Source organism: Chromohalobacter sp. 296-RDG (assembly GCF_029889885.1).
GTDB lineage: Bacteria > Pseudomonadota > Gammaproteobacteria > Pseudomonadales > Halomonadaceae > Chromohalobacter.
This window is the reverse complement of sequence record NZ_JARANY010000197.1, coordinates 1-1,405: the sequence shown is the minus strand read 5'-3', so window position 1 is coordinate 1,405 and position 1,405 is coordinate 1. Positions and strand designations below refer to the sequence as shown.

At 62.2% G+C, this 1,405-nt stretch carries 2 protein-coding genes; both read left to right on the top strand.

Annotation, left to right across the window (positions count from 1 at the left end; genetic code table 11):
• Positions 1-102 precede the first annotated feature (102 nt).
• Complete coding sequence (locus OP495_RS17825) at positions 103-588, top strand: ureidoglycolate lyase (RefSeq protein WP_280571117.1); 486 nt, start codon at positions 103-105, stop codon at positions 586-588.
• Positions 589-678: 90 nt separating this feature from the next.
• The coding region (locus tag OP495_RS17820) for a chromate transporter (RefSeq protein ID WP_280571116.1) at positions 679-1,405 on the top strand (727 nt) is incomplete at its 3' end.

The window sequence follows — 1,405 nt, the reverse complement described above, 5'->3', positions numbered from 1 at the left end:
TACGCCGCCGGGCCGGGGCCGTTTCGCTATCTGCTCTACAAGGACGTGAATCGGCACATGAAGCTGCGCTTGAGCTGAGACAATACCCTCTGAGGAGAACGCATGCTCGAATTTACCGCCCAGCCCCTGACCGCCGAGGCTTTCGCGGCGTTCGGCGATGTCATCGATCGTCGTGATGCCGATAGCTTTCCCATCAACAATGGCCGCACCCAGCGTTATCACGATCTGGCGCGAATCGAGACACTCGGCGAGGGCGCACGGCCGATCATCAGCATTTTCATCAGCCAACCCGTGGAATTGCCGCTGGCCCTCACATTACTGGAGCGTCATCCGTTCGGCAGTCAGGCGTTCATGCCATTGCACGGCGAGCGCTTCATCGTCGTCGTGGCGCCACCGGGAGAGCGCATCGAGCCTGGCGATGTGCGCGCGTTCGTCACCGACGGTCGCCAGGGTGTGAACTACCGCGCCGGCATCTGGCACGCCATTCACTCGGTATTGAACGTGGAAGGCGAGTTCCTGGTAGTGGACCGTGCCGGCGAGGGCAACAATTGCGAGGAGTATCCGCTGGAAGCACGGGTGAGTATATAAGCAGGTATCCACACCGTGGTGGTGTTCAACGGTACGGCCATGCACGGTGATGCTTGTTTTGCTCATAAAGCCCGGCCAGGAGCCTCGCTGATGTCGGACGCGCGCCATTCCGTTGAGCGTCTCAAGGAAGTCTTTTCCGCCTTTCTGCTACTGGGCCTGACGTCCTTCGGTGGGCCCATCGCTCATCTCGGCTATTTTCGTACTGAGTTCGTCACACGGCGCCGCTGGTTGTCTGAGGAGGACTATGCGGATCTGGTGGCGCTGTGTCAGTTTCTCCCGGGTCCGGCCAGCAGCCAGGTCGGCTTCGCCTTGGGATTGCTGCGTGGCGGAGGTTGGGGAGCTGCCGCTGCCTGGACAGCCTTTACCTTGCCCTCGGCCATCGCGCTGGTGCTTTTCGCATCCGGCGCTGCAATGTTCGATGGCCCGGTCAGTCAGGGCATCCTGCATGGGCTCAAGTTGGCGGCCGTGGCGATCGTCGCTCATGCCGTCTGGGGCATGGCGCGCACGCTTTGCCCCGACCAGCGGCGCGCTGGCATCGCCTTGGCGGCTGTTCTATTGGTAGTGCTGATCGGCGGGCCGGTAGGGATGGTCACGGCGATCGTGATCGGTGCAGTGGCCGGTATGCTGTTTTGTGGAGACTCAGTGTGCCGAGACCAAGGTGGCTCGGTGTCGCGTGAGTTGCACTTTCCGGTGTCGCGGCGCGTCGGCCAAGTCGCTGCCACATGTTTCATCGCGTTGCTGATCGGGCTGCCTTGGCTTGCCTGGCTGTCGTCGTCCACGATCCTGGCGATGATCGACGCCTTCTACCGGGCCGGTG

Coding starts and splice junctions, on each gene's coding strand:
- OP495_RS17825 (WP_280571117.1), top strand. CDS start 103: ATGCTCGAATTTACCGCCCAGCCCCTGACCGCCGAGGCTTTCGCGGCG.